This is a genomic window from Rathayibacter sp. AY1F9, from assembly GCF_002932155.1.
Classification (GTDB): domain Bacteria; phylum Actinomycetota; class Actinomycetes; order Actinomycetales; family Microbacteriaceae; genus Rathayibacter.
The window spans coordinates 34,117-56,443 of record NZ_PSVA01000001.1; the positions used below are offsets into that span (position 1 = coordinate 34,117).

Consider the following 22,327-nt stretch of genomic DNA (forward strand, 5'->3'; position numbering starts at 1 on the left):
CCGCCACGGGCTAGGCGCCCTTGCGCACGGGCTGCTTGGTCTCGATCGCGACCGGCGCGGCCTCGACGGCCGCGTTCGGGTCGACGATCACGCCGAGCTTGACCAGGATGCGCTTCTCGATCTCGGCGGCCACATCGGGGTTGTCGATGAGGAACTGGCGCGCCTTCTCCTTGCCCTGGCCGAGCTGGTCGCCGTCGTAGGTGTACCAGGCGCCCGACTTGCGGACGATCTCGTGCTCGACACCGAAGTCGATCAGGCTGCCCTCGCGGGAGATGCCGACGCCGTAGAGGATGTCGAACTCGGCCTGTTTGAAGGGCGGGGCCATCTTGTTCTTCACGACCTTGACGCGGGTGCGGTTGCCGACCGCGTCGGTGCCGTCCTTCAGCGTCTCGATGCGGCGGATGTCGAGGCGGACCGACGCGTAGAACTTGAGCGCCTTGCCGCCCGCCGTGGTCTCGGGGCTTCCGAAGAAGACGCCGATCTTCTCGCGCAGCTGGTTGATGAAGATCATCGTGGTGTTCGTGGTGTTCAGTCCGCCGGTCAGCTTGCGCAGCGCCTGGGACATGAGGCGGGCCTGCAGGCCGACGTGGGAGTCGCCCATCTCGCCCTCGATCTCGGCACGCGGCACGAGGGCCGCGACGGAGTCGATCACGATGAGGTCGATCGAGCCCGAGCGCACGAGCATGTCGGCGATCTCGAGCGCCTGCTCTCCGGTGTCGGGCTGCGACACGAGGAGGGAGTCGATGTCGACGCCGAGCTTCTTGGCGTACTCGGGGTCGAGCGCGTGCTCCGCGTCGATGAAGGCGGCGATGCCGCCGTTGCGCTGCGCGTTCGCGATCGCGTGCAGCGTGAGGGTGGTCTTTCCGGAGGACTCGGGGCCGTAGATCTCGACGATGCGGCCACGCGGGAGCCCGCCGATCCCGAGCGCGACGTCGAGCGCGATCGAACCGGTCTGGATCACCTCGACGGGAGCGCGGTCGTCGCTTCCGAGGCGCATGACGGCGCCCTTGCCGAACTGGCGGTCGATCTGGGCGAGTGCGGTCTCGAGGGACTTCTCGCGGTCGGAGGAACTGGGCATGGCCGTCTCGCTCTCGTGTTCGTGGTGGTGTCGCCTACAGGCTGTCGCGACATGCCGGTGGCTGTCGGAGTGACAGTGCCGGCCGGCTGCGACAAGGCGGTGAAGCAGGTCCGTTCAGGTGTCTCCGACGGTACGCCCGACCACCGACATCGGGGCCGAGCGAGAGCGACTCCGTGGAGACGGGGCCGTTCCTGCTTCTGTGGAGGAGCCTAGACCCGTTCGAACACGGATTCGAGCACGAGCCGTCGGCGTGTCGAACACGGCTTCGGCGACGGGAGCGTCAGCGGTGGCGCTTCCGCGGATCCACGCCGTGCCACCGGGCCTCCGGGACGTCGTTGGCGCGGCAGAGGGCGAGCCAGACCTCGCGCGGCTCCGCTCCGTCCGCGAGGGCGCGCTCGGCGGTGCGGCCCCCGAGCTCGGTCAGCACGAGGTCCGAGACCAGGACACGGGCATAGGCGCCGCCGAACTCGTCGTCCACCAGCTGCCGGAACTCGCTCAAGCGCATGCGTCCACGGTAGCCGCTGCCCGGAGGCCGCACTCCCCCGGGAACGCCGAAGGGCGCCCGGCCGGAGCCTGGGCGCCCTTCGCGTGGAACGGGTGCGGTGAGTGGAGGGGACGGGGGCCGACTACTGCGTGACGAGGTCCGCGTCGAAGCCGGCGACCATGTCGGCCGGAATGGTGTCGGGGATGGTGTCGATGCCCTCGATGACGGCGAGACGATCGCCGACCTCGCGCATGATCACCGAGATGGGGGTGTCGAGGGCGTCGGCGACAGAGGCGAGGATCTCCGAGGAGGCCTCCTTCTGACCGCGTTCGACCTCGCTCAGGTAGCCGAGCGCAACGCTCGCCTTGCTCGCCACCTGACGGAGCGTACGACCTTTCTGCAGGCGAAAGTCCCTGAGGACATCGCCGATCTCCTGACGAACTAGAACCACTGGACCCTCCTTCTCCACGTCAACCGCATGTCGTGCACCTGCACCGCGAGCACGAGCGCCGGAGATTCTCCGGAGCGGGTGATCGGGGGGCTGGGACGAGAGAACCGGATAGCTGTTCACTACCCGGTTCGTATGGTGTCGACTCTAATACCGGATGACTGGACTTTGCGTGTGAGCGACACCAGTTGTAACCGGGCCGCAATGCGGCGCATTCCGATTCCCGGAGGGCCCTCGCTGGGTATCCGCCTCATGCGCCGCGGGAGATCAGCTCCGCGCCGAGGGCGAGAGCCGCGTCGACCGAGGCGGCGCGGATCGCGGCGCGGTCGCCGTCGAACCGGTGCTCACGGACGAGCTCGTCCTCGCCGAGGACGGCCGCCACGAAGACGGTGCCGACGGCCGCATCCCCCTGCGGATCCGGACCGGCGACCCCCGTCGTCGCCAGGCCGAGCGTCGGACGCCCGTCGGCTGCGAGCCGCGAGGACGCTCCGCGCGCCATCTGCACGGCGACTCCGGGATCGACGGGCCCCCGCTCGCCGAGGACGCGCGCGTCGACCCCGAGGAGCCGGTCCTTGAGGTCGGTGGCATAGCTCACCACTCCCCCGCGGTACACGGCGGAGGCGCCGGGCACCTCCACGAGGGCGGAGCTGAGCGCGCCGCCGGTGAGCGACTCCGCGACGGCGAGGTCGACACCCCGCCGCCGGAGCTCGGCGATCAGCTGCGCGGCCGTCACCGCGTCGACCGGGCGGCCCGGCTCTGGCGGGCGGCGTCGGCGAGGTAGTCGATCCCGGTGGCGACCGTGAGCACCACCGCGGCCGTCATCGTGATCCCGTTCAGCCAGTGGACCCACTCGCCGAGGACGGCCCAGAGCGGCAGCAGAGCGAGGGAGATCGCGATCGACTGCACGATCGTCTTGAGCTTGCCGCCCCGTGACGCCGGGATCACCCGGTCCGAGAGCACGGCCATCCGGAAGACGGTGATGCCGATCTCGCGCACCAGGATGACGATCGTCACCCACCACGGCAGCTCCGCGAGGATCGAGAGCCCGACGAGCGCCGCACCGGTCAGCACCTTGTCGGCGATCGGATCCAGGAGCTTGCCGAGATCGGTCACGAGGCCCCGGCTCCGGGCGATGTGCCCGTCGATGCCGTCCGTGGCGATCGCGACGATGAAGAGGAGCGCCGCGGCGATCCGGATCCCGCCGTCCTGCCCCCCGTCGGCCAGCAGGAGCCAGAAGAAGACGGGCGCCAGCAGGATCCGGACGACCGTGATCGCGTTCGGCAGGTTCCAGTTGCCCGACGCGGCCGGAGCCGGTGCGGTGGGGTGGGTCATCGTGCTCCGCCGTTCCTCGCAGTGCGGGCGACCGGGACGGTCACTCGCGTCCCGTCAGCGTCCAGGCGTCCTCGCCGGACCCCTCGTCGTCGTCGTGGTAGTCGGTGGCGGCGGGCCCCGTCGGCTCGGCCAGCGGATCCGCGTACGGGTCCGGGGCGACCGAGGACGGCGCGGCCGGCCCCTCGCCCGGGTCCTCGCCGCGCATGCGCGCGAGGACGCCCGGCAGCTGCTCGGCGGTGACCAGCACGTCGCGGGCCTTCGACCCCTCGGAGGGGCCGACGACCTCGCGCGACTCGAGCAGGTCCATCAGTCGGCCGGCCTTGGCGAAGCCGACGCGGAGCTTGCGCTGCAGCATCGAGGTCGAGCCGAACTGCGTGCTGACGACGAGCTCGGCCGCCGCGACCAGCAGCTCGAGGTCGTCCCCGATGTCGGAGTCGATCTCCTTGCGCTGCGCCTGCACGGTGATGTCCTGGCGGTACTCGGGCTGCGCCTGACGGGTGACGTGCTCGACGACCTTCGCGATCTCGTCCTCGCGGACCCAGGCGCCCTGCACGCGCATCGGCTTGTTGGTGCCCATGGGGAGGAAGAGGCCGTCGCCCTGCCCGATGAGCTTGTCGGCTCCCGGCTGGTCGAGGATGACCCGCGAGTCGGTCACGCTGGTCACCGCGAAGGCGAGGCGGCTGGGCACGTTCGCCTTGATGAGGCCGGTCACCACGTCGACGCTCGGCCGCTGCGTGGCCAGCACGAGGTGGATGCCCGAGGCGCGCGCGAGCTGGGTGATCCGCACGATCGAGTCCTCGACGTCGCGCGGGGCGACCATCATCAGGTCGGCGAGCTCGTCGACCACCACGAGGAGGTACGGGTACGGCTTGAGGACGCGGCTGCTGCCCGCCGGGAGCTTGATCTCGTCCGCGCGGACGGCCGCGTTGAAGTCGTCGATGTGACGGAACCCGAACGACGCCAGGTCGTCGTAGCGCATGTCCATCTCCTTCACGACCCACTGCAGCGCCTCGGCGGCCTTCTTGGGGTTCGTGATGATCGGAGTGATCAGGTGCGGCACTCCGCCGTAGATGGTGAGCTCCACGCGCTTGGGGTCGATCAGGACCATCCGCACGTCCTGCGGGCGCGCGCGCATCAGCAGGCTCGTGATCATCGAGTTGACGAAGCTGGACTTGCCGGAGCCGGTGGAGCCGGCGACCAGGAGGTGCGGCATCTTGGCGAGGTTCGCCACGACGTAGCCGCCCTCGACGTCCTTGCCGACGCCGATGGTCATCGGGTGCGTGGACGTCGTCGAGGCCGGCGAGCGGAGGACGTCGCCCAGGGAGACGATCTCGCGGTCCGTGTTGGGGATCTCGACGCCGATCGCGCTCTTGCCCGGGATCGGGGAGAGGATCCGGACCTCGTTGCTGGCGACGGCGTAGGACAGGTTCTTGCTGAGCGCGGTGACGCGCTCGACCTTGACGCCGGGGCCGAGCTCGATCTCGTAGCGGGTGACGGTCGGGCCGCGGGAGAAGCCGGTGACCGTCGCGTCCACGTTGAACTGCTGCAGCACCTCGGTGATGGCGCGGACCATCTCGTCGTTGGCCGCCGAGCGCGCCTTGGAGGGCGTGCCCGTCGAGAGGGCGGCCGCCGAGGGGAGGCGGTACGGCGCGTCGTCCTCGAACGAGGAGTCGAACCCGGCGGTCGGGTCCTCCTCGGCGAGGGGCGCGATCGGGCCGGTCTCGATGACGGGCGGGACCGGGACGGCGGGCGCCACGTCGAGGCGGTCGAGCCGGATGACCTCGGTCGCGTCGTCGTCGACCACGCCGGTCGCGCCGCGGGGAGCGCCCGTCTGCTCGAAGCGGGCGAGCGCCGCCTCGGCGGTCTCGGCCTCGGCCAGCACCTCGGTGGCGTAGGAGCGGGTCGGCGGGTGGGCCTCGTCGTCGCGCTCCTCGAGCGCGGTGTCGAAGCCCTTCGCGCGGCCGCGGGCGGGCGCGGCGCCCTCGAGCACCTCGGTGAAGGAGTCGATCGGGAGCTCGGTCTGCACGGTCGGCTCGTCCTCGCGCCCGGACTCGGTGCGCCGCCACCAGGGCAGCTCTCCGCCGTCCTGCTGCGCGTCCTCCTCCTGCTCGGCCTCCGCCTTCGCCGCGGCCTTGGCGGCGGCCCGCTCGGCCTTGAGGCGGGCGCGCTCCTCGTCGTCGAGCACGGGGGCGCCGAAGAGGTAGCCGTAGAGCTCCCGCGAGCGCGCGCCGATGCGGTTCGGCGGGGTCTTGGTGATGATGAACAGCGACAGCAGGATCACGAGCGACAGCAGCACGGTCGCGCCGGGGACGGTGGCGATCGCCGCGAGCGGGGCGCCCACCAGCCAGCCGAGGACGCCTCCCGCGGCCGCCATGGTCTCGATTCCCTGGCCGGGCTGCGGCAGGCCGAGGTGCGCGTGGCAGATGCCGGCGGAGGCGACGAGCAGCGTGATGACGCCCACGCCGATCCGCCCGTTGTCGTCGACGGACCGGGGGTGCCGGAAGAGCCAGAGGGAGAAGAGGAGAAGGACGACCGGCAGCACGTAGGCGACACGGCCGAAGAAGCCGCCGAAGCTCCACGCGTCGAGCACCAGGGCGACCGGGTCGGTCGCGAGGAACCACTCGACCACCGCGCCCGCGACGGCCAGCAGCAGCAGCAGGAAGGGGACGCCGTCGCGGCGCTCCTCCTTCGCCAGCCGCTCGGGACCGAGGGCGCGGGCGGCGCCGCCCGCGAGGTGGGCCAGCGCCATCCAGAGCCGCACGGCGGGGTTGGTGCGCGGGGCGGACTCGAAGGCCATCGTCTTCGTTTCAGCGGCCGCCTTGCCCGAGCCCCGGCCGGATCGCGGCGCGCCGGAGCGCGGAGTCGCGCTGCCGCGCCCGCGCGAGGTCGTCTTGGTACTGGTCGCCATGAGGCCACCGTACCCGCCGCCCCCGTCAGGGCCGGTGACCCGCGCCGCGACGGCAGGCGCCGATCCGCCGCCGGCCGGGAGGCTCAGGCCTCGATGACGAGCGGCACGATCATGGGCCGGCGGCGGTAGGAGGTGTTGACCCAGCGGCCGACGACGCGACGGACGGCCTGCGAGAGCGCGTGCTGATCGCTCGCCCCGTTCCGCACCGCCTCCTCGAGCGCGGCCGCGATCCGCGGCTTGACCTCGTCGAAGACGCTGTCGTCCTCCGCGAAGCCCTTCGCGTGGATCTCGGGGCCGACGACGATCCGCCCCGTGCCCGCCTCGACCACCACGATGATCGAGATGAAGCCCTCCTCGCCGAGGATCCGCCGGTCCTTGAGGTCGGCGTCGGTGATCTCGCCCACCGACGATCCGTCGACGTAGACGAACCCCAGGTCGAGCCGTCCGACGACGGTCGCCCTGCCGTCGAGCAGGTCGATCACGGTGCCGTCCTCGGCGATGATCGTGTTCTCCTCCGCGATCCCGGTCTCGCGCGCGAGCTGCGCGTTCGCGACCAGGTGCCGGTACTCGCCGTGCACCGGCATCACGTTCAGCGGCTTGAGGATGTTGTAGCAGTAGAGGAGCTCGCCGGCCGCGGCGTGCCCGGACACGTGCACCTTCGCGTTGCCCTTGTGCACGACGGTCGCTCCGAGCCGGGTGAGCCCGTTGATGACCCGGTACACCGCGTTCTCGTTGCCGGGGATGAGACTGGAGGCGAGGATCACGGTGTCGCCCTCCCCCGGCTCGATCTGGTGATCGAGGTTGGCCATCCGGCTGAGGACGGCCATCGGCTCGCCCTGCGACCCCGTGGACATGTAGACGATCCTGTCCTCGGGGACGTCGCCCGACTTCTTCATGTCGACCAGGACTCCCGGAGGGACGTGCAGGTAGCCGAGATCCGCGGCGATGCGCATGTTGCGGACCATGGAGCGGCCGAGCAGCGCCACGCGGCGGCCCGTGGCGTGGGCCGCGTCGAGCACCTGCTGCACCCGGTGCACGTGGCTGGAGAAGCTCGCGACGATGACGCGGCGGGTCGCCCTGGCCATGACGCTCTCGATGACCGGGCCGATGTCGCGCTCGCTCGGCGTGAAGCCGGGGACGTCGGCGTTGGTGGAGTCGACCATGAACAGATCGACGCCCTCCTCGCCGAGGCGGGCGAAGGCGCGCAGGTCGGTGATCCGGCCGTCGAGCGGCAGCTGGTCCATCTTGAAGTCGCCGGTGTGCAGCACCGAGCCGGCGTCGGTGACGATCGACACGGCCAGCGCGTCCGGGATCGAGTGGTTCACGGCGACGAACTCGAGCTCGAAGGGCCCGAGGTTCTCGACGTCGCCCTCCTTCACCGTGAGCGTGTACGGCGTGATCCGGTGCTCCTTGAGCTTCGCCTCGACGAGGGCGAGCGTGAGGGTGGACCCGATCAGCGGGATGTCGCGCTTCAGGCGGAGCAGGTAGGGGACGGCGCCGATGTGGTCCTCGTGGCCGTGGGTGAGGACCACTCCGACGATGTCGTCGAGCCGGTCCCGGATGGGCGTGAAGTCCGGGAGGATCAGGTCGACGCCCGGCTGGTCCTCCTCCGGGAAGAGCACGCCGCAGTCGACGACCAGGAGCCTGCCGTCGATCTCGAAGACGGTCATGTTGCGGCCGATCTCGCCGAGGCCGCCGAGGGGGATGATCCGGAGCGTTCCCGGAGCGAGCGGGGCGGGGATGATCACGGGACCGGGCATGCGCCCTCCTTCTCCAGCGGTGCTTTCTCGGGACGTGCCGCTCGGGCTCAGCGGGTGGTGCCGGCGACCTTCGGGAGGGCGCCGCCGGCCGCGGCGTTGCGGTCGGGCCGGAAGTTGCGGAAGTCGACGCCCGGGATGTCGCGGACCAGGCCGAGCTCGTCCTCGATGAGCGCCGCCTCCGACTCCTCCGGGCCGACCAGGGGCAGCCGCACGCGCGGCGAGGAGATGCGGCCGAGGCCGTGCAGGATGTACTTCGCGGCGACGGTCCCGGGGACGTGCGTCATCACGGCGCGCACGAGCGGCTCGAGCTGCTGGTGCGCGCGGGTGGCCGCGTGGAGGTCGCCCGCGTTCACGGCGTCGACGATCGTGCGGTACGGCGCGGCGGCGATGTTCGCGGTGACGCCGATGAGCCCCGTGGCGCCGATGGCGAGCTCGGGGAGCACGTTCGCGTCGTCGCCGCAGAAGTACATCAGGTCGGTCTGGTTGAGCACGCGGCTGACCTCGGAGAGATCGCCCTTCGCGTCCTTCACGGCCAGGATGTTCGGGTGCTTGGCCGCCCGCAGGATCGTCTCGTAGCGGATCGGCACGCCGGTGCGGCCGGGGATGTCGTAGAGGATCACCGGCAGGTCCGTCGCATCCGCGATCATCCGGAAGTGGGTGAGCACGCCCGCCTGCGTGGGCTTGTTGTAGTACGGGGTGACGATCATGTTGCCGTCGGCGCCGGCCTTCTCGCTCTGACGGGCGAGCTGCATGGCGTGGGCGGTCTCGTTCGAGCCGCCTCCCGTGATGATCTTGGCGCGGCCCCCGGCGACCGAGCGGCCGACCTCGACGAGGCGGATCTTCTCCGGGTCGGTCAGGGTGCTGGTCTCGCCCGTGGTCCCGGTGACCACGATGCCGTCCGCGCCCGCTGCGATGCAGTCGTCGATGTGCTTCTCGACACCGGGCCAGTCGACCTCGCCGTCGGCGGTGAACGGGGTGACCAGGGCGACCAGGACCTGGCCGAAGGGATTCTCCGGAGTTGACACGCTGCCAGGGTAGCGGGTCGCCGCCGCGCCGCCGGGAGGAGGTTCCCGGAGCCGCCCGCGCGGACGGCAGCAGGCGGATCGGGCGGGACGGCCCGCTCGTCCTCGCCGGGCGGCGGGCTACGGGGCGACGCGGCCGTTCGCTGTGAAGGCGGCGGCCGTGAGGGGCATCAGCTCCTGGAAGTGCGTCTCCATCTGCTCAGCCGCCATCTCGATCTCGCGCTGCGGGAAGGAGGGGAACGTCGAGTCCTCGCGCTTGGTGCGCAGGGAGAGGAAGTTCATCAGCGAGCGGGCGTTGAGCGTGACGTACATCGACGAGTAGATGTTCAGCGGGAGGACGATCCGGGCGACCTCGCGGGCGACGCCCTCGCCGAGCATCCGCCGGTACGACTCGTAGGCCTGCGTGCTGACGCGGCGCGTCTCCTCGGCGACGAGCTCGGCCTGCTCGGGGGTGCCCGGCTCGAAGGAGTAGGCGCCGGGCTTGCCGACCTGCACGAGGTTGCGGCGGGGGCCGGGCACGTAGAAGACCGGACGGAGCTCGCGGTAGCGGCCCGACTCCTCGTTGTAGGAGGCGATGCGGTGCCGCATGAACTCGCGGAAGACGAAGATCGGCGCCTGCACGTAGAAGGTCATCGAGTTGTGCTCGAACGGCGAGCCGTGGCGGTCGCGCATGAGGTAGTTGATCAGGCCGCGGTCGCGCTTGCGCTGCAGGTCGGCGTCGGACTCCTCGCCGTCGAGCGCCTCGGCGAGCGTCTTCTCGCCCTGGGTCGAGACGCGGGCCGCGAACAGCACGTCGGAGTCGTGGGCGCTCGCGCGGACCAGCTCGACGACGACATCACTGCGGAAGACGGGACTGCTCGGGTCTGCGCTGAGGCTGCTCTGTTCGGTCACGGATCGAACCTAGACCACGCTCCGACCGCGGCCGTCGTCACATCCCGAAACAGTCGTCCGCGCAGCGCCTGCGCCGACCTACGCTTCCCGGATGGAGCCCGTGACGATCCTCGCCGCACTGCTCGGCCTCGTCGTGCTGGGCGTCGTCCTCGGGGCTGTCCATCGGGCCCGCTCCGGGCGCGTCGAGAGCGCCCCCTCGCGCCAGGACCCCGCGATCGACCCCGGCGAGCTCGTCCCCGGCGCAGTGCTCGGGACCCGGGCCACAGTCGTGCAGTTCTCGACCGACGTCTGCACGCGGTGCCCTGCAGTGCGACGGATGCTCGGGGAGCTCGCCCAGCAGCGGCCCGGGCTGGCGCACCTCGACGTCGATCTGACGCACCGCCCCGACCTCGCGGCGCGCTTCCGCGTCCGGCAGACGCCCACGCTCCTCCTGCTCGATCGAGACGGAGTGCCGCGCAGCCGCGTCGGCGGCGCTCCGACCCGGGCCGCCCTGACCATCGAGCTCGACCGACTCCGGGAGACATGATGAGCACCCGCTCCCCCTCCACCACCGGCGCCACTCCCCCGTCCGGCACCGTCGATCCCCGCGGCCCGAGGGTCGCCGCCGGAGTCACCGCCGCACTCCTCCTCACGGCCGTGGGCCTCGGGCTCGCGGCCGCGGCCCGGGCCGACCTCGACGGCCGGCTCTCCCAGCCCGGCTTCCTCCTGCTGCTCGCGCTCGCCGCCCTCTTCGCCTGGTCGGCCGCGCGCGGCGTCGGCTCCGGCCCCTGGGCGGTGCTGTTCCGCCGGGTGGTCCGGCCGCACCTGGCACCGCCGCGCGAGTGGGAGGACGCCCGCCCGCCGCGCTTCGCCCAGCTGATCGGCCTGGTGGTGACCGGCGCCGGCGTCCTCCTGCACGTCGCCGGCGTCCCGGGATCGGTCCCGGTCGCCGCGGCCGTCGCCTTCCTCGCCGCCTTCCTCAACGCCGTGTTCGGCCTCTGCCTGGGCTGCGAGCTCTACCTCGTGCTCGCGCGGGCCGGCCTGGTCGGGCGCTCGGCCGGCTCCCGGGCGTGAGGCTCTAGGCTAGGTCCGCTTCGCGGGCGGCCCGCGACCGGCTCCGGGAGGCACCATGAGCGACTCATCCGCACGGCACTCCGACCACGACGGGACCACGGACTCCGGCTCGCCGCGGCGCGCCGCGCGCACGCCGGGCGAGCACGTGTCGACGCCGTCCGAGCTGCCCTCGGCCCGGCCGGATGCGTCCGCTCCCCGGCTCCGCGTCCTGATCTCGGGCGCCAGCGGGATGATCGGCTCCGAGCTGACCCGCCAGCTGCGCGCCGAGGGGCACGAGATCCTGCGCCTGGTGCGCCACGCGCCGTCGAGCCCGGACGAGTTCCACTGGGCGCCCACCTCGCACATGCTCGACTTCAGCGTGCTCGACCGCGTCGACGCCGTGATCAACCTCTCCGGCGCCTCGATCAGCCGCCTGCCGTGGACCGCGTCCTACAAGCGGGAGATCCTCGACTCGCGGATCCAGTCCACGCAGACCCTCACCGACGCGATGCGGATGTCCTCGACCCCGCCGACGACGCTGATCAACGCCTCCGCGGTCGGCTACTACGGAGACCGCCCGGGCGAGGAGCTCACCGAGCAGTCCTCGCGCGGCGACGGGTTCCTCGCCGACGTCGTCGACCGCTGGGAGAAGGCCGCTCACCTCGCGCCCGAGGCCACGCGGGTGGTCACCGCTCGCACCGGGCTCGTCCTCGGCGACGGCGGCGCGCTCAAGCCGCTCCTGCCCCTGACGAAGCTCGGCCTCAGCGGACCCCTCGGCAGCGGCAACCAGGCCTGGCCCTGGATCAGCCTCTACGACGAGGCCGCGGCGATCCGCCACCTGCTCACGTCCTCGCTCTCGGGCCCGGTGAACCTCGCCGGACCGGTGCCGGCGACCGCGAACGACGTGATGCGCACCCTCGCCGAGCAGCTGCACCGCCCGTTCAAGCTGGCCGTCCCCGAGAAGATCATCGAGCTCGCGCTGCGCGACGCCGGGCACGAGCTCCTGCTCTCGAGCCAGCGCCTGGTCCCCCAGCGGCTGCTCGACGACGGCTTCGAGTTCCGCCACCGCACGGTCGGCGCGGCGCTGGAGTGGGTGCTCGCCTGATCCCGGCCGCCCGAGCGGTTCTCGCCCGGAGAGCCGCGCTCGAGTGAGGCCGAGCGGTCAGGCCGGAGCCTCGTGCTCCAGCGCGATGGCCCGGCGGATGGCGCCTCGGGCGCGCTTGCGGTCGCCACTGGCGTCGTAGGCGAGGCCGAGGCGGTACCAGGCGCGCCAGCTGCCGGGCTGCGCGTCGACCTCCTCCGCGTACTGCGGGAACAGCGCGTCCGCCTCCTCCCGGAGCGGACGCCCGCTGGCCCGCGAGTCGAGGACCTCCTGCGGCAGCGCGTTCTCGCCCTCCAGCCGACGGGCCAGCTTCTCGGCGCGGAGCCCGAACAGCAGCTCGCGCACGAGCCCCCAGACGCCGACGGCGCCGAGGATCAGCAGGCCGACGCCCATCACGATGCCGGGCACCGTCGCCGCGGCGAAGGCGACGACGGAGTACTGCAGGCAGACGAACAGGTAGAGGGCGAGCAGGACCGCCATCAGGACGACGCCGATGCGGGTCCTCACGGGGTGCTCGTCGCTGCGGCGGCCTGGCCGGACGGAGCCCGGTCGATGACGGGCTGCTCGTCGACCGGCCGCTCGTCGAGAGGCGCGGCGTCGAAGGCGGCGCGCAGGTCGATCAGCGCGTCGAGGCCCACCACCACGCCCGTGGTCGTCCGGACCGCGTCGAGAGCGCGCAGGACGCCCTGCTCGTAGGAGGCCTGCGAGGTGGTGTCGTGCCGGATGGTGACCGTCTCGCCGGTGCCGCCGAAGACGACCTCCTGGCGCGCCTCCACTCCGGGCAGGCGGAGGCTGTGGACCGGGACGCTCGCGACCTGCTGGCCGCGGGCCCGCTGGTCGGTGTGCGGAGCCTGCACCGGACCGAGCTCGGCCCGGGCGCGCAGCAGCAGCTCGGCCGTGCGGACCGCGGTCCCGGAGGGCGAGTCGACCTTGCGGGCGCCGTGGGTCTCGACGATCTCGGCGGCGTCGAAGAAGCGCGCGGCCACGGTGGCCAGCGCGGTCGCGAGCACCGAGCCCAGCGAGAAGTTGGGGATGATCACGACGCCGGCCTCCGGCTGCTCGGCGACGCTGCGCCGGAGGGCCGCGATCCGGTCGCCGGTCCAGCCGGAGGTGCCGACGAGCACCTTCCTCCCGTTGGCCACGGCGAAGTCGACGATCTGCTGGCTGACGGCCGGCACGGTCATGTCGACGACGACGTCGGCCGCGAGCATCTCGGCGGGATCGCTCCGCGAGCCGAGCCGCGCGACGAGCGAGAACTCGCTCGACGCCTCGATGAGCGAGCAGGTGAACGAGCCGAGTCGGCCGGACGCGCCGACCACGGCGACGGAGGTAGTCACCGACTCAGCGTAGCCCGCGGCTCAGTACGGCTGGGCCTCGGGCAGGCCGGTGCGCAGCTCCACGGGCAGGTGCGAGAGATCGTTGTGCACGACGAGCACCGGCGGCTTGCGGGAGCGGACGCGGATGATCGTCAGCCCGCAGTTGGCCTGGTTGAGGCCCAGCCACCGCCAGTCGGGAGCGTCGAACACGTGGCGGACGAACCAGCCGATCACGAAGTTGTGGGTGATGAGGAGGTCGTGGCGGTCCTCGCGCGACGGCGCCAGGAACTCGGCCACCGCGTCCTGCATCTGCGCGTGCCCCGCCTCGATCTCGGCCGCGGTGACGCTGCCGAAGAAGGGCTCGAACGCCTTGGGCATGTCCGGGGTCGGCCCCGAGGGGATGCAGTCGAACAGCAGCGAGGACGGCTGGAGCGGCAGGCTCGGCAGAAGCGTCTGGAAGCGCGCGGCCGTCTCCTCGGCCCGGCGCAGCGGGGAGTGCCACGCTCCGGTGAAGGGGACTCCGCCGAGCCGCTCGGCGATGAGCCTCGCCTGGCGCTCACCACGGGCCGAGAGCGGGCCGTCCGGCATGCCGTGCTCGGCGTCCTGCTGCTCGCCGTGGCGGACGAGGTAGATGTAGTGGGACACGGGGTCCTCCCTGGTGCGGCGCGGCGGTGCGCGGTCAGCGGGCGTTCGACGATCGGATCAGATCGCGGAGGCGCTCTCGATCCCGGCGATCCCGGCGAAGGCCGACTCGTCGACCGCGCCGACGGCCGAGATCGACGACGGCCCCCGGGCCAAGTCTGCCGCGAGTGCCTGGACGTCCTCCGCGCCGACGAGGGCGAGTCGGCGCAGGCTCTCGTCGAGGTCGACGAACTCGCCGAAGGTCAGCTCGGCGCGTCCGAGGCGCGACATCCGGGTGTCGGAGTCCTCCAGCGCGAGCGCCGCCGCTCCCGAGAGCTGGCCGCGGGCGCGCGCGAGCTCGTCGTCGGTGACGCCGTCCTCGGCGAGGCGGTGGAACTCGGTGAGCAGGAGCTCGGCGACCGTCCCCGCCTTCGCCGGGGTGCACGCGGCGTAGAGCCCGAAGAGGCCCGCGTCCGAGTAGGACGGGGCGAAGGAGTAGACGGAGTAGGCCAGGCCGCGCTTCTCGCGCACCTCCTGGAACAGCCGCGAGGACATGCCGCCGCCGAGGATCGAGTTGAGGACGCCCATCGTCATCCGCCGCTCGTCGCCCGCGGCGAGACCGGGGAAGCCGACCAGCAGGTTCGCCTGCTCGGTGGGGCGGTGCACCACCGACAGGGCGCTGCCGCGGGTGTAGGACGCACGGCCGCCGACGCGCCGCTCGACGGGCGGGGCCGCCGTGCCGAGGTCCCAGCCGTCGGCGACGAGGACCCGCTGGAGCAGCGCGACGAGCGCCTCGTGGTCGACGGCGCCGGCGACGGTGATCACCACGTCTCGCGGGCGGTAGGCGGCGCGGTAGTGCGCCCAGACCGCGTCCCGGGTGGCCTCGCCGATGGTCGCGGCGGTGCCCCCGATCGGGCGGCCCAGCGGGTGGTCGCCGAACACGGCCTCGAACAGCTTCTCGCCCGCCACGTCGGCCGGATCGTCGTCCGCCATCGCCAGCTCCTCGAGGATGACCCCGCGCTCGGTCTCGAACTCGTCCGGATCGATCAGGCTCGAGGTCACCATGTCGGCGATCACCTCGACCGCCATCGGGAGGTCGCGGTCCTGGATCTTGGCGTAGTAGCAGGTGTACTCCTTGGCGGTGAGAGCGTTGTGCTCCCCGCCCACGGAGTCGAAGGACACGGCGATGTCGAGGGCGGACCGCTTCTGCGTGCCCTTGAACAGCAGGTGCTCGAGGAAGTGCGTCGAGCCGACGTTGGAGGGCACGGCGGGCTCGCCCGCGGTCGCGGGGCGGCCGGGCCGCTCGTCGCGAGAACCCGCGGCGACCCAGAAGCCGATCGTGGCGCTGCGGGCGCCGGGCACCGATTCGCTGAGGATGCGGACACCGCTCGGGAGGACGGAGCGGCGGACCGTGGATCCGCCTGCGGCCCGGACTGACGTCTCCGGCTGGTCGAGGGGCAGTGCGACTCCGTGATTCATCGTGCCCACCCTAGGCCACCGCGACGGCGGCCCGAGCCGGGCTGTCGCGCCGTGGCGGGAGAGGTGCCGGGGGCGTCGCGGACGGGCGCGGTCAGCGGCGCGCGCGCTCCAGCGCGGCCAGGTGTCCGGGGTCGAGCTCGAGCGAGACCGCGCGCACCAGCGCGTCCACGTCGGCGGGTGAGCGCGGGGCGACCGTCGCGGCGGTCAGCCGCGGCCGGCCGAGCAGCCAGGCCAGGGCGACGGCGGCGGGAGCGGCCGAGAGCTCGGCACCGATCGCGTCGAGGACGGCGAGGACCCGGCGTCCGCGGCGCCCGAGGTGGGCGGCGGCGAGTGCCCCGTCGGGCAGGCGGCCGAGCTCGCGGCGGGTGCGCTCGGCGCCGCGGAGGAACCCGTGGGCGAGGGGGACGGTCGCGAGCAGGGCGAGTCCCTGGCCGGCGGCGACGAGGCCGAGATCGCCCTCCGAGCCGGGCCGCTCGAGCAGGTTCCAGCGGACCTCCGCGCCGGCGAGGCGGGGCAGCCCGTGGGCGGCCAGGACGCGCGCCTCGAACAGCTCCTCCGGGGAGAACCCGGAGGCGACCACCGACCGCACCAGCCCGCGCGCCAGCAGCACGTCGACGGCGCTGAGGAGCTCGTCGAGGCGTCCGGCCCCGTCGGGGCGGACCGCCAGCACGTCGAGGCGATCGGTGCGGAGGCGGCGCAGCGCCCCCTCGACACGGTCCACCAGCGCACGCGGCGTCGCGGGCGCGCCGACCGGAGCGGCGAAGCGGCCGATCAGGAGGAAGCGGTCCCGGTCGCGGTGTCCGGCGGGCCAGCCGCCGACGCCCTCCGCGAGGCTCGAGTCGGTGACGACGACGCCGTTGCCGCCCCACGCCGCGTAGCGCTCGAGCAGCGCGGCACCGTCGTCGCGGCCGAGGGCCGCCGCGTCGAGCACGAAGGGGAAGAGGTCGTGGCCGGAGTCGCCCATCGGCCGGCGGTGCGAGGGTGCGACGGCGGTCGGCTCGACGGGGCCGGTCTCGGCGAGGACGCCGCTCGAGGAGGCTGCGCGGGACGCCGCGGGCGGGAGCGGGACGGCACTGTGACGGGGAGCCCGCACGACGGCGCCGGTCCTGTCCCTGGGCACGCCACCACTCTCCCTGCGGCGGCTCGGGTCCCGCCAGGGGAGAGAGTATCCGAGCGCCGGAGCCGCCACTCCGCCGGGTCGCGCACGGTTCACCAGATCGTTACACGGGCGCCGCCGGCGGGGTCGACTCGCGCCGGCGAGCGGTGGGGCGGGCCCCTCCGTGTCGGCCGTCCGGGCTAGATTCGCGACCATGGACTCCGCCGCCCCGACCCCCTCCGAGACCGCCGCCCCGACCTCCGACTCCCCCGAGCGGGAGACGTCCGCGCCCTGGTGGACGAGCGCCGTCGTCTACCAGATCTACCCGCGCTCGTTCGCGGACTCGAACGGCGACGGCATCGGCGACCTGGGCGGCATCCGCTCGAAGCTCGACCACCTCGCCGACCTGGGGGTCGACGTGATCTGGCTCTCGCCGGTCTACCCGTCGCCGCAGCACGACAACGGCTACGACATCTCGGACTACGAGGACATCGACCCGCGGTTCGGGACGCTGGAGGAGTTCGACCTGCTCCTCGCGGAGGCCCACGAGCGCGGCATCCGCATCGTGATGGACCTCGTGGTCAACCACACGAGCGACGAGCACGCCTGGTTCGTCGAGTCCCGCTCCTCGCAGGAGGACCCGAAGCGCGACTGGTACTGGTGGCGCCGCGGGCGCCGCTCGGCCGAGCCCGGCCGCGAGCTCGAGGCGGCCGCCGGCGCCGGCCTCGACGTCGCCGAGCCGAACGGCTGGCGCTCCTACTTCTCCGGCCCGGCCTGGACGCTCGACCCGGCGACGGACGAGTACTTCCTCCACCTCTTCGCGGTGCAGCAGCCGGACCTCAACTGGGAGAACCCCGAGGTGCGGCACGCGGTGCACGCGATGATGAACCGCTGGCTCGACCGCGGAGTGGACGGCTTCCGGATGGACGTGATCAACCTCGTCTCGAAGGACGTCGGAGCCGTCGACGGCGAGCAGGGCGGCGCGGGCATCGTCGGAGGGGTGGGTCCGCGGCTCCACGAGTACCTCCGCGAGATGCACGAGGCCGTGTTCGCGCACCGCGAGGGCTCCTTCCTCACCGTCGGCGAGATGCCCGGGGTCACCCTCGAGGAGGCGGTGCTCGTGACCGATCCCGAGCGGCGTGAGCTCGACATGGTCTTCCAGTTCGAGCACGTCGGCATCGACCACGGAGTCGACAAGTTCCACCCGGTGCCGCTGGACCTGGTCGCCTTGAAGGCCAACCTCGCGCGCTGGCAGGACGGCCTGGCCGAGCGCGGCTGGAACAGCCTGTACCTCGGCAACCACGACCAGCCGCGTCTCGTCTCGCGCTTCGGGGACGACGGCGCGCACCGCTACGAGTCCGCGACCCTCTGGGCGACGCTCCTCCACCTCCAGCGCGGCACGCCGTACATCTACCAGGGCGACGAGATCGGGATGACGAACGTCCCGTTCGCCGGCATCGAGGACTTCCGCGACGTCGAGTCCCTGAACTACTGGGCCGAGGCCGTCGGCGAGCGCGGCGAGGACCCGGCGACCGTGCTCGCCGGGCTGCGCGCGCAGAGCCGCGACAACGCCCGCACGCCGGTGCAGTGGGACGACAGCCTCCAGGCCGGCTTCACGACCGGCGAGCCGTGGATCGCGGTCAACCCGAACGCCGCCGAGGTGAACGTCGCCGCCGATCGGGCCGCCGAGCGGTCGGTCTTCGAGTACTACCGGGCGCTGATCGCGCTGCGGCACGCCGACGAGACGGTGCAGCTGGGCCGCTTCGCGCTGCTGGAGCCCGAGCACCCCGCGCTCTTCGCCTTCACGCGCACCGGACCGGGCGAGCTGCTCGTCGTCGGGAACGTGTCCGGTGAGCCGCTCGAGGTGCCGCTGCTCGAGGAGTGGGCGGCTGCCGAGACAGTCCTCGGCAACGTCGCCGGTGCGACCGGGTCGACGCTCGGCCCGTGGGAGGCGCGCATCCTGCGCCGCTGAACCTCGCCGCGCCCCGCTCCGAGCACGGCGCGGGGCGCGGCGCTCGACGGCGGCGGACCAGCGGGCGAGAGCCTCAGGCGGAGACGCGGTCCAGCTGAGCGATGTCGCTCCGGGTCAGCGGGAGCGCGGCCGCCGCGAACAGCGACTCGAGCTCCGCGGCGTTCCGCGCCCGGACGATCGCCGCCGAGACCTCCTCGTGCGAGAGCACCCAGGCGAGCGCGACCACGCCGGGCTCCGTGTCGTGGGCCCCGGCGATCTCGTCGAGGGCAGCGAGCACGCGGGAGCCGTGGCGGCCGACGTAGTCCAGGCCCGCCTCGAACAGGGCCGACTCCGGCTCGTCCGTGCGGCTGCGCAGGGCGCCGGTGAGGTAACCGCTCGCCAGGGGCAGCCGCGCGAGGGTGCCGAGCTCGAGCCGCACCACCTCGGGGGCGACGTCGGTCTCGTAGGTCCGGCGCTCCATCAGGCTGTACTCCGACACGACGGCCGAGAGCGACGGCAGCGCGAACGCGGTCGCCGTCTCGTGCAGCGCCGTGATCGCGGCTCCGCTGAAGTGCGCGGCGCCCAGCGCGCCGACCGAGCCGTCCGCCAGGAACGGCGCGACCGCCGCCAGGCTGTCGGCGATGGGGATCCCGGGGTCCTCGCTGTCGAACGAGAGCAGGTCGATCCGGGTGCCGAGCCGCTCGAGGCTCCCCTCGATCGCGATGCGGACGTCCTCCGGGGCGAGGCCCGGCGCGTCCGGGTGCCGGCCGACCTTCGTCGCGACCAGCATCCGCTCGCGCAGCCCGCTCTGCTCGAGCCAGCGGCCGATCATGTACTCGCTCCGACCGGTCGCGTAGTGGTCCGCGGTCGAGATCAGGGTGCCGCCGAGACGGCCGAACGCGTCGAGCACCTCGGTGGTGTCGTCGATCCCGGCGGCCCAGCCGAAGACGGAGCCGTCGAGGGCGAGAGGATGCACGGGGAGGCCGGTCCGACCCAGGGTGCGTGAGAGGAGGGGCGTCTCCGGCTCGGTGGCCAGGGGCGTCGGGTCGGTCACGGAGTCCTCCGGTCGGGGCGGTGCGGCGCGGTCCCGCCACCGTACCCCATGCCCCCGCCGACGACGGACGCCCGCCCCACCGGAGTGGGACGGGCGTCACGGTCGTGCAGGAGGGATCAGCTCTCGGCGGGAGCCTCTGCCTCGGCCTCCTCGGCCACGACGGGCGCGAGGGACAGCTTGCCGCGGTCGTCGATCTTGGTGATCTGGACGAGCAGCTTCTGACCGACTCCGAGGACGTCCTCGACGTTCTCGACGCGCTTGCCGCCGGCGAGCTTGCGGACCTCGCTGATGTGCAGCAGTCCGTCCTTGCCGGGGAGGAGCGAGACGAACGCGCCGAACGTCGCGAGCTTGACGACGGTTCCGAGGAACTGCTCGCCGACCTCGGGGTTGGTCGGGTTCGCGATGGCGTTGACCTGCGCACGCGCGGCCTCGGCCGACGGGCCGTCGACGGCTCCGATGTAGACGGTGCCGTCCTCCTCGATGGAGATGTCGGCGCCGGTCTCGTCCTGGATCGCGTTGATCGTCTTGCCCTTGGGGCCGATCAGCTCGCCGATCTTGTCGACGGGGATCTGCACCGAGATCACGCGGGGCGCGGTCGGGGCCATCTCGTCGGGCTGGTCGATGGCCGCCGTGAGCACCGCGAGGATCGTGGTGCGGGCGTCCTTGGCCTGCTTGAGCGCGGCGTCGAGCACCGACGACGGGATGCCGTCGAGCTTCGTGTCGAGCTGGATGGCCGTGACGAACTCGGCGGTTCCGGCGACCTTGAAGTCCATGTCGCCGAGCGCGTCCTCGGCGCCCAGGATGTCGGTCAGCGCCGCGTAGCGGGTCTGGCCGTCGACGACGTCGGACACGAGGCCCATCGCGATGCCCGCGACCGGGGCGCGCAGCGGCACTCCGGCGTTGAGGAGCGACAGGGTCGACGCGCAGACCGAGCCCATCGAGGTCGAGCCGTTGGAGCTCAGCGCCTCGGAGACCTGGCGGATCGCGTAGGGGAACTCCTCGCGGCTCGGCAGCACCGGCACGAGGGCGCGCTCGGCGAGGAAGCCGTGCCCGATCTCGCGACGCTTCGGCGATCCGACGCGGCCGGTCTCACCGGTCGAGTAGGGCGGGAAGTTGTAGTGGTGCAGGTACCGCTTCTTGGTGACGGGCGACAGCGAGTCGATCTGCTGCTCCATCTTGAGCATGTTCAGCGTGGTGACGCCCAGGATCTGGGTCTCGCCGCGCTGGAAGATGGCCGAGCCGTGGACGCGCGGGATGACCTGCACCTCGGCGTCGAGCGGGCGGATGTCGGCCAGGCCGCGTCCGTCGATGCGCACGCCGTCGCGGAGGATGCGGCCGCGGACGACCACCTTCGTGACGGACTTGTACGCCGCTCCGACCTGGTTGTAGGCCTCGGCCGAGAGCTGGCCCGAGGCGATGCGCTCGGCGATCTGCTCCTTGACGCGCGCCTTGAGGGCGTCGTCGGCGTCCTGCCGCTCGACCTTGTCGGCGATCTGGTACACGCGGACGAGCTCGTCGTAGCTGAGCTCGGCGACGTTGTCGTAGGTCTCCTGCGCGTAGGGCAGGAACACCGGGTAGTCCTTGACCGGCTTCGCGGTCTCGGCGGCGAGCTTCGCCTGCGCCTCGACGAGTGCGCGGAGGAAGGGCTTGGCGGCCTCGAGGCCCTCGGCGACGACGTCCTCGCTGGGCTTGGTCGCACCCGCCTTGATGAGGTTCCAGGAGGACTCCGTGGCCTCGGCCTCGACCATCATGATGGCGACGTCCGAGGAGCCGTCCTCGTTGGTGACGACGCGGCCCGCGACGGTGAGGTCGAAGACGGCGTTCTCCAGCTGGGAGGCCTTGGGGAAGGCGACCCACTGGTCGTTGCCGGAGCCGTCGGACATGAGCGCCAGGCGGACGCCGGCGACCGGGCCGGAGAACGGCAGGCCGGAGATCTGCGTGGACGCGCTCGCGGCGTTGATCGCGAGGGCGTCGTAGAACTCGTCCGGCGCGATGCTGAGGACCGTGATGACGATCTGGACCTCGTTGCGCAGGCCCTCGACGAACGAGGGGCGCAGCGGCCGGTCGATCAGACGGCAGACCAGGATCGCCTCGGTGGAGGGGCGGCCCTCGCGGCGGAAGAACGAGCCGGGGATCTTGCCGGCGGCGTAGGAGCGCTCCTCGACGTCGACGGTCAGCGGGAAGAAGTCGAAGTTGTCCTTCGGGTTCTTCGAGGCCGACGTGGCCGAGAGGAGCATGGTGTCCTCGTCGAGGTAGGCGGCGACGGCGCCCTGAGCCTGCTGCGCGAGGCGGCCGGTCTCGAAGCGGACGGTGCGGGTGCCGTACGAGCCGTTGTCGAGAACGGCTTCGGCGAATGTGATTTCAGGACCTTCCAAGAGGTCTGTCTCCTTAACGTCTGCAGCGGCGCCCCTTCTGGGCGCCGGCGTTCGTCGGAGCAGCGGTCCGGTCAGGAATCGAGACGATCCCACGGCAGGGCTTCGCGCCGTGCCGTCGTGTGGAGGGCGTTCGTGCTGGCCACCAGTAGAAGAGCTCCGGGCTGTCGCGACCTGTGCCGCGAGCGGGACGTGCCGCCTGCGACTCGTGCCGCGGCGGCCCGTGCTCTGTCGCACGCTGCCGCCGTCCGGGACTCCACCACCGAGGACCAGCTTCCTGCCGGCCTGCTCCGTGGCTCGAATCCTGGGTCGACCGGCGGTCGCTTTCGGATTCGGAACCGGTTCATGCTATCAGCCGCGGTGCGGTTCCTCCATGGACCG

Annotated in this window: 20 protein-coding genes; 4 read left to right on the forward strand and 16 right to left on the reverse strand. The window is 72.4% G+C overall.

What is annotated here, in order from left to right; genetic code table 11:
• Positions 1-10: 10 nt before the first annotated feature.
• The 9 genes from recA to thyX form a co-directional block, all read right to left on the reverse strand.
• The gene (gene recA / locus C5C37_RS00180; RefSeq protein WP_104224475.1) at positions 11-1,078 is read right to left on the reverse strand and encodes a recombinase RecA; all 1,068 of its coding nucleotides are present in this window, start codon (positions 1,076-1,078) and stop codon (positions 11-13) included.
• Positions 1,079-1,358: 280 nt separating this feature from the next.
• Complete coding sequence (locus tag C5C37_RS00185) at positions 1,359-1,583, reverse strand: DUF3046 domain-containing protein (protein WP_104224474.1); 225 nt, start codon at positions 1,581-1,583, stop codon at positions 1,359-1,361.
• Positions 1,584-1,704: 121 nt separating this feature from the next.
• Positions 1,705-2,013 carry a helix-turn-helix domain-containing protein gene (locus tag C5C37_RS00190; RefSeq protein WP_068207524.1) on the reverse strand — a complete coding sequence of 103 codons (309 nt, stop codon included), beginning with the start codon at positions 2,011-2,013 and terminating at the stop codon, positions 1,705-1,707.
• A 247-nt stretch (positions 2,014-2,260) separates the two neighbouring features.
• Complete coding sequence (locus C5C37_RS00195) at positions 2,261-2,743, reverse strand: CinA family protein (protein ID WP_104224473.1); 483 nt, start codon at positions 2,741-2,743, stop codon at positions 2,261-2,263.
• A complete protein-coding gene (gene pgsA, locus C5C37_RS00200) occupies positions 2,740-3,342 on the reverse strand; it encodes a CDP-diacylglycerol--glycerol-3-phosphate 3-phosphatidyltransferase (RefSeq protein WP_104226303.1) in 603 nt (200 codons plus the stop codon). The genes C5C37_RS00195 and pgsA overlap by 4 nt, the downstream gene beginning before the upstream one ends.
• A 40-nt stretch (positions 3,343-3,382) precedes the next feature.
• Positions 3,383-6,250 (reverse strand): DNA translocase FtsK, encoded by a 2,868-nt coding sequence (locus C5C37_RS00205; protein ID WP_104338238.1) that lies wholly within the window; start codon positions 6,248-6,250, stop codon positions 3,383-3,385.
• Between the two features lie 83 nt (positions 6,251-6,333).
• Positions 6,334-8,010 (reverse strand): ribonuclease J, encoded by a 1,677-nt coding sequence (locus C5C37_RS00210; protein WP_104224470.1) that lies wholly within the window; start codon positions 8,008-8,010, stop codon positions 6,334-6,336.
• A gap of 47 nt (positions 8,011-8,057) precedes the next feature.
• Positions 8,058-9,035, reverse strand: coding sequence for a 4-hydroxy-tetrahydrodipicolinate synthase (dapA, locus tag C5C37_RS00215; protein WP_104224469.1), 978 nt, complete (start codon positions 9,033-9,035; stop codon positions 8,058-8,060).
• A gap of 117 nt (positions 9,036-9,152) precedes the next feature.
• Complete coding sequence (thyX, locus tag C5C37_RS00220) at positions 9,153-9,923, reverse strand: FAD-dependent thymidylate synthase (protein ID WP_104338239.1); 771 nt, start codon at positions 9,921-9,923, stop codon at positions 9,153-9,155.
• 91 nt (positions 9,924-10,014) lie between these two features.
• On the opposite strand from thyX, the gene C5C37_RS00225 reads away from it, so the two are divergent.
• From C5C37_RS00225 to C5C37_RS00235, 3 genes are read left to right on the forward strand one after another with little or no spacing between them, the layout of a single operon-like run.
• Positions 10,015-10,449, forward strand: a complete 435-nt coding sequence (locus tag C5C37_RS00225; RefSeq protein WP_104338240.1) for a thioredoxin family protein — start codon at positions 10,015-10,017, stop codon at positions 10,447-10,449.
• The gene (locus C5C37_RS00230; protein WP_104233265.1) at positions 10,449-10,976 is read left to right on the forward strand and encodes a DUF4395 domain-containing protein; all 528 of its coding nucleotides are present in this window, start codon (positions 10,449-10,451) and stop codon (positions 10,974-10,976) included. Before C5C37_RS00225 ends, C5C37_RS00230 begins: the two co-directional genes overlap by 1 nt.
• A 55-nt stretch (positions 10,977-11,031) precedes the next feature.
• Positions 11,032-12,060, forward strand: coding sequence for a TIGR01777 family oxidoreductase (locus C5C37_RS00235; RefSeq protein ID WP_104238626.1), 1,029 nt, complete (start codon positions 11,032-11,034; stop codon positions 12,058-12,060).
• Between the two features lie 57 nt (positions 12,061-12,117).
• Here C5C37_RS00235 and C5C37_RS00240 read toward each other — a convergent pair whose 3' ends face one another.
• The 5 genes from C5C37_RS00240 to C5C37_RS00260 form a co-directional block, all read right to left on the reverse strand.
• Positions 12,118-12,564, reverse strand: a complete 447-nt coding sequence (locus C5C37_RS00240) for a hypothetical protein (RefSeq protein ID WP_104250175.1) — start codon at positions 12,562-12,564, stop codon at positions 12,118-12,120.
• Complete coding sequence (gene dapB, locus C5C37_RS00245; RefSeq protein ID WP_104250174.1) at positions 12,561-13,394, reverse strand: 4-hydroxy-tetrahydrodipicolinate reductase; 834 nt, start codon at positions 13,392-13,394, stop codon at positions 12,561-12,563. The genes C5C37_RS00240 and dapB overlap by 4 nt, the downstream gene beginning before the upstream one ends.
• 21 nt (positions 13,395-13,415) lie before the next feature.
• Positions 13,416-14,018, reverse strand: a complete 603-nt coding sequence (locus C5C37_RS00250) for a histidine phosphatase family protein (protein ID WP_104224462.1) — start codon at positions 14,016-14,018, stop codon at positions 13,416-13,418.
• Between the two features lie 57 nt (positions 14,019-14,075).
• Entirely contained in the window at positions 14,076-15,473 is a 1,398-nt protein-coding gene (locus tag C5C37_RS00255; protein WP_104224504.1) for a pitrilysin family protein, read from the reverse strand.
• A 91-nt stretch (positions 15,474-15,564) separates the two neighbouring features.
• A complete protein-coding gene (locus C5C37_RS00260) occupies positions 15,565-16,593 on the reverse strand; it encodes an aldo/keto reductase (protein WP_146076624.1) in 1,029 nt (342 codons plus the stop codon).
• 190 nt (positions 16,594-16,783) lie between these two features.
• Between C5C37_RS00260 and C5C37_RS00265 the strand changes: the two genes are divergently transcribed.
• Positions 16,784-18,541 carry an alpha-glucosidase gene (locus C5C37_RS00265; RefSeq protein ID WP_104255563.1) on the forward strand — a complete coding sequence of 586 codons (1,758 nt, stop codon included), beginning with the start codon at positions 16,784-16,786 and terminating at the stop codon, positions 18,539-18,541.
• Positions 18,542-18,614: 73 nt separating this feature from the next.
• On the opposite strand, the gene C5C37_RS00270 is transcribed toward C5C37_RS00265, so the two are convergent.
• Positions 18,615-19,574: an aldo/keto reductase gene (locus tag C5C37_RS00270; protein WP_104338242.1), complete on the reverse strand. Its 960-nt coding sequence runs from the start codon at positions 19,572-19,574 to the stop codon at positions 18,615-18,617.
• 116 nt (positions 19,575-19,690) lie between these two features.
• Positions 19,691-21,949: a polyribonucleotide nucleotidyltransferase gene (locus C5C37_RS00275; RefSeq protein ID WP_104226293.1), complete on the reverse strand. Its 2,259-nt coding sequence runs from the start codon at positions 21,947-21,949 to the stop codon at positions 19,691-19,693.
• Positions 21,950-22,327 lie beyond the last annotated feature (378 nt).